The organism is Shewanella sp., from assembly GCF_051658185.1.
Classification (GTDB): Bacteria; Pseudomonadota; Gammaproteobacteria; order Enterobacterales; family Shewanellaceae; genus Shewanella.
Map to the genome: position 1 here is coordinate 1 of NZ_JBOFMC010000286.1, position 5440 is coordinate 5440.

At 54.9% G+C, this 5440-nt stretch carries 4 protein-coding genes; all 4 read left to right on the forward strand.

What is annotated here, in order from left to right:
- Window positions 1–543 precede the first annotated feature (543 nt).
- Window positions 544–2217, forward strand: coding sequence for an acetolactate synthase 2 catalytic subunit (gene ilvG / locus ACRCZA_RS10980; protein ID WP_438674476.1), 1674 nt, complete (start codon window positions 544–546; stop codon window positions 2215–2217).
- On the forward strand, window positions 2214–2471 hold the full coding sequence (gene ilvM / locus ACRCZA_RS10985; RefSeq protein WP_438674477.1) for an acetolactate synthase 2 small subunit: 258 nt from the start codon (window positions 2214–2216) through the stop codon (window positions 2469–2471). Before ilvG ends, ilvM begins: the two co-directional genes overlap by 4 nt.
- Before the next feature lie 239 nt (window positions 2472–2710).
- Window positions 2711–4585: a dihydroxy-acid dehydratase gene (gene ilvD / locus ACRCZA_RS10990; RefSeq protein ID WP_438674478.1), complete on the forward strand. Its 1875-nt coding sequence runs from the start codon at window positions 2711–2713 to the stop codon at window positions 4583–4585.
- Window positions 4586–4692: 107 nt separating this feature from the next.
- The coding region (locus tag ACRCZA_RS10995) for a pyridoxal-phosphate dependent enzyme (protein WP_438674479.1) at window positions 4693–5440 on the forward strand (748 nt) is incomplete at its 3' end.

Genomic DNA, 5440 nt, shown 5'->3' on the forward strand with positions numbered 1-5440 from the left:
GCGCGCCAAATAACGTTTTACGTTGTTGTTTTGCATTGTCTCGGCAGGGAAGCTGAATTTTTTTAATAAACCTGAATTGTTATTGTGTTTGGTTGTCGCTTTATGGTAAAGCTAATAGCACGCGCAACGTCCCACTCGCGACAGCGTGATTTCAGCAATCGCCATATTTTAGAAACACCGATTAGGAACTCATATTGATGTTTAACCAAGCTGCCAAGCTCATTCTCGTGATTATTAACGTTGTGATTATTCCATCACGGCGGGGGCGGCGCGTGGCGAACTGAGACCTAAAAGGTTAAAAGTTTCGAAAGAACCCCCCGCTCCGCAAGGACCGGGGGGTTTGTCGTTTTAGGGCCTAGGCTCAAGAGGGCAGCCCAGAAAATAGAACGCATAAATTGAGGCCTAGCGCCTCAGCATCAGGCCAAGAGCCAGAGACAGTAGAATCGTAAACCATTGCAATCGCGAACTATTGCATTCACAAACCATTGCAGTCATAAACCAGAGTGCCGATATTCGGCCAGTAAGGAATGAGGTAGAGAGAATATGGAAGCAGGGCAGACGATAAGAGGCGCCGATGCGGTGATAAAAGTGCTTGCAGCACATGGTGTTACCACGGTTTTTGGCTATCCTGGTGGCGCGATTATGCCGATCTACGACGCACTCTACGCTGGCTCTGTCGAGCATATTCTTAGCCGTCACGAGCAGGGCGCAGCCTTTGCCGCGGTGGGATACGCCAGAGCCAGCGGTAAAACTGGGGTATGCTTTGCCACCTCAGGGCCGGGGGCTACCAATCTTATCACCGCCCTAGCCGATGCTTTATTAGATTCTGTGCCCATCGTGGCCATCACCGGACAAGTGTCTACCGCCGTTATCGGCACCGATGCCTTTCAAGAGATTGATGTGTTAGGGATGTCCCTGAGCTGCACGAAACACAGTTTTATGGTGACAGACGTAAACGATCTCATCCCCACCTTGTACCAAGCCTTCGAGATCGCCGCTTCAGGACGGCCCGGCCCTGTACTCGTAGATATTCCTAAGGATATCCAAATCGCTCACCTCGAGTACCGTACCCCACTGCTGGCCGTCACCAATGAACCGCAGGCTGAGATGAGTGATATCGACGCTGCCCGTGTGCTATTGGCGCAAGCGAAGCAACCTATGTTGTATGTGGGCGGCGGTGTAGGGATGGCGGGGGCGGTCGATCAATTGCGGGAGTTTATTCAGCTCACTGGCATTCCCTCGGTCGCGACCTTAAAGGGCCTTGGTAGCATCGCCCATGGCACGCCCGGTTATTTGGGCATGTTAGGCATGCATGGCGGCAAGGCGGCTAATCTTGCGGTGCAGGAATGTGATTTATTGATCGTGGTCGGGGCTCGGTTTGACGACCGAGTCACGGGGCGCTTAACCACCTTTGCCAATAAGGCCAAAGTCATCCATTTAGATATCGATGCCGCTGAGCTTGGCAAATTGCGCCGCCCGGATGTGGCCATCGCGGGGGATTTGCGTCAGATCCTCCCTGCTCTCGGGATGTCGATGCACATTACTCCTTGGTTGGTGGAGGTTGAGCACTTAGCGCGTAAACATCAGTGGGATTATCAACACCCCGGCAGCTTGATTTATGTGCCTGCAATGTTGCGCCGCTTGGCTAATAAATTACCCGAGGATAACGTCGTCTGCTGCGATGTGGGCCAGCACCAAATGTGGGTGGCGCAACATATGTGGTTTCGTCGCCCCGAGGATCATCTGTCGAGCGCTGGCCTTGGCACTATGGGCTTTGGTTTGCCCGCTGCCATCGGTGCTCAGCTTGCCCGCCCCGATGCGACCGTGGTGGCAGTGTCCGGAGATGGCTCGTTTATGATGAATGTGCAGGAGCTGACCACCATTAAGCGCCGTAAATTGCCAGTGAAAATCCTGCTGATTGACAATCAAAAGCTCGGCATGGTCAAGCAATGGCAGCAGCTGTTTTTTGAGGCGCGCTACAGCGAAACGGATTTATCCGATAACCCCGATTTTGTGCTGCTGGCCTCGGCCTTTGAGATCCCCGGTCGCACCATTTTTTCTGCCGATGAAGTGGAGCAAGCCCTTAGCGAGATGTTGGCGGCCCGAGGCCCGTATTTGCTACACGTGGCGATAGATGATGCATTTAACGTTTGGCCGCTGGTGCCTCCAGGGGCATCAAACAGCGATATGATGGACGAAATGGAGAAACAAACATGATCCACTCTCTGGAATTAACGGTTCAACATCGCCCCGAAGTGCTTGAGCGGGTGCTGCGCGTGACACGCCATCGGGGATTTAAGGTCAGGCAGATGCAAATGCGGATGAATGATGACGCCAGTCTGTCACTCGATATGGAGGTCGATAGCGAGCGGGCCATCGAATTGTTAAGTCAGCAGCTGAATAAACTAATCGATGTAACCCAATGTAAGGTATTGTTACCAATAAGTTTGCCGCAAACGGCAAGCGCCTAAGCCTAATCTGCTGCGTGCGCCGAGGGGGAAGAATAACGCCCAGCCACGGCTTAGATTTTACCGCAGGTGTGAAGCGCATGCGCTTTAGTTGTCCGTTAGGTTTAGTTGTAAGTTAGGAGCAAGCCCTTTTACCCAAGCGGCTTGCCATGTGGATGAGCATAGCAACCCGTCAAGGGCGGCTTTTGGGCAATGTCGCTGACCAAGCGATGCTTTTCGAATCGAGATAAAGGATATAGCCAATGCCAACGTTAGGTGCAGTTAAGTTACGTTCAGCAACCACGACCGAAGGGCGCAATATGGCCGGCGCCCGTGCGCTCTGGCGCGCGACCGGGGTGAAAGACAATGATTTTGGTAAGCCGATTATTGCAATTGCCAACTCTTTTACCCAGTTTGTGCCCGGCCATGTGCACTTAAAAGATATGGGCGCGCTGGTGGCGAGCGCCATCGAAGAGGCGGGCGGTATCGCTAAAGAATTTAACACTATCGCCGTCGACGATGGTATCGCCATGGGGCACGGTGGCATGCTCTACAGTTTGCCCTCGCGGGAACTGATTGCCGACAGCGTGGAGTACATGGTCAATGCTCACTGCGCCGATGCATTAGTCTGTATCTCTAATTGCGACAAAATCACCCCGGGGATGTTAATGGCGGCGCTACGCCTCAATATTCCGGTGGTGTTTGTCTCCGGCGGGCCAATGGAGGCGGGTAAAACTAAGCTGTCGGATAAACTCATCAAGCTCGACTTGGTCGATGCCATGGTGGCCGCGGCCGACTCGAGTGTGAGCGATGAAGATAGTGCCAAAATTGAGCGCAGCGCTTGCCCAACCTGCGGCTCCTGCTCCGGTATGTTTACCGCCAACTCGATGAATTGTTTAACGGAAGCCCTCGGTTTATCTTTGCCGGGTAACGGCTCCATGCTCGCGACCCACAGCGATCGCCGCGAGCTGTTTTTAGAGGCTGGGCGGCGGGTGATGGCGCTGACGGAGCGTTACTATGGTGCGGGGGATGAAACGGCGCTGCCCCGTAACATCGCGAATTTTAAAGCCTTTGAAAACGCGATGGCGCTAGATATCGCCATGGGCGGTTCATCCAATACCGTGTTGCATTTATTGGCTGCCGCCCAGGAGGCCGAGGTCGATTTTACCATGGCGGATATTGATAGAATGTCACGGCGCGTCCCCCATTTGTGTAAGGTGGCGCCCTCCACGTCTTTGTATCACATGGAAGATGTGCACCGTGCTGGCGGGGTGATGGGGATTTTAGGTGAGCTTGACCGCGCCGGGCTGTTGCATACCGATGTGGCCCACGTTGCCGCGGCAGCGGGCGAGGATCTCAAGTCCGTATTGGCCAAATACGATGTGATGCAGACTCAAGATGAAAAAGTGAAACACTTTTTTAGGGCGGGCCCGGCGGGGATCCCGACGACCAAAGCCTTTAGTCAAGATTGCCGCTGGCCGTCACTGGATACCGATCGCCAAGGAGGGTGTATCCGCAGTCGCGAGTTTGCCTTTAGCCAAGAGGGTGGCTTAGCAGTGCTTGCGGGTAACCTGGCGGAAAATGGTTGTATCGTTAAAACCGCAGGGGTGGATGAGGCAAATCTGCGCTTTAGCGGCTCGGCTCGGGTATATGAGAGTCAAGATGACGCCGTGGCGGGCATTTTGAGCGGTGAAGTGGTGGCGGGGGATGTGGTCGTCATCCGCTACGAAGGGCCAAAAGGTGGCCCGGGGATGCAGGAAATGTTGTACCCCACCAGTTACTTAAAATCCCGCGGCTTAGGTAAGGCCTGTGCGCTCATTACCGACGGCCGTTTCTCGGGTGGCACCTCAGGCTTATCAATTGGCCATGTGTCCCCCGAGGCGGCAGCGGGCGGCACGATTGCCTTGATTGAAAATGGCGATCCTATCGAGATTGATATTCCCGCTCGCAGTATCAAACTTGCCGTGAGCGATGCCGAATTGGCCGCGCGCCGTGAAGCCATGCTAGCGCGTGGTCCGCAGGCGTGGAAACCGCTTGGTCGCGAGCGGTTTGTGTCTATGGCGCTCAAAGCCTATGCCCTGCTCGCCACCAGTGCCGACAAGGGCGCGGTGCGCGATCGCAGTAAACTGGAGGAGTGATTATGTTAACTGCCGAGCGATTGACGGCGTCACTGTTACAGCAAGGGCCCCAGTTACAACAAGGATCCCCGCTACAGCATGAGCCGCCCTTAGTGCCATCGCCGCAGATGGATGCCGATCATTTTCAGCTCGCCCAGCGCTATCTGCAAAAAATTCTGCTGTCCTCGGTGTATGACATCGCGAAGGTCACGCCGCTTTCCAGTATGAATAAGCTCTCGGCGCGCTTAGGGTGTCAGGTCTTTTTAAAGCGTGAAGATATGCAGCCTGTACACTCCTTTAAATTGCGCGGCGCCTATAACCGGATTGCCCAGTTAAGCCAAGAGGAGTGCCGGCGCGGCGTGGTGTGCGCCTCGGCGGGCAACCATGCCCAAGGGGTGGCGATGTCGGCGGCAAGTCGTGGCGTGGATGCGGTGATCGTGATGCCAGAAACCACCCCCGATATTAAAGTCGATGCGGTGCGCCGTTTGGGCGGCAATGTGGTATTGCATGGCCAAGCCTTTGATCAAGCCAATGGTTTTGCGATGGCAATGGCCAGAGACGATGGCCGAGTGTATATCGCGCCCTTCGATGATGAAGCCGTGATTGCCGGCCAAGGCACCATTGCCCAAGAGATGTTGCAGCAGCAGCGCGATCTCGAGGTGGTGTTTGTGCCTGTGGGCGGCGGTGGCCTTATTGCCGGGATAGCGGCCTATTACAAGGCCGTGATGCCGCAGGTCAAAATTGTCGGCGTGGAGCCTGAAGATGCCGCCTGTTTGCAGGCGGCGATGGTCGCGGGCGAACCGGTTACACTCTCTCAAGTTGGGTTATTTGCCGATGGCGTGGCGGTTAAGCGTATTGGCGCTGAGCCTTTTCGTC

Excerpts from the sequence above, each read along its gene's own strand:
- ilvG (WP_438674476.1), top strand. The coding sequence starts at position 544 with ATGGAAGCAGGGCAGACGATAAGAGGCGCCGATGCGGTGATAAAAGTG.
- ilvM (WP_438674477.1), top strand. The coding sequence starts at position 2,214 with ATGATCCACTCTCTGGAATTAACGGTTCAACATCGCCCCGAAGTGCTT.
- ilvD (WP_438674478.1), top strand. The coding sequence starts at position 2,711 with ATGCCAACGTTAGGTGCAGTTAAGTTACGTTCAGCAACCACGACCGAA.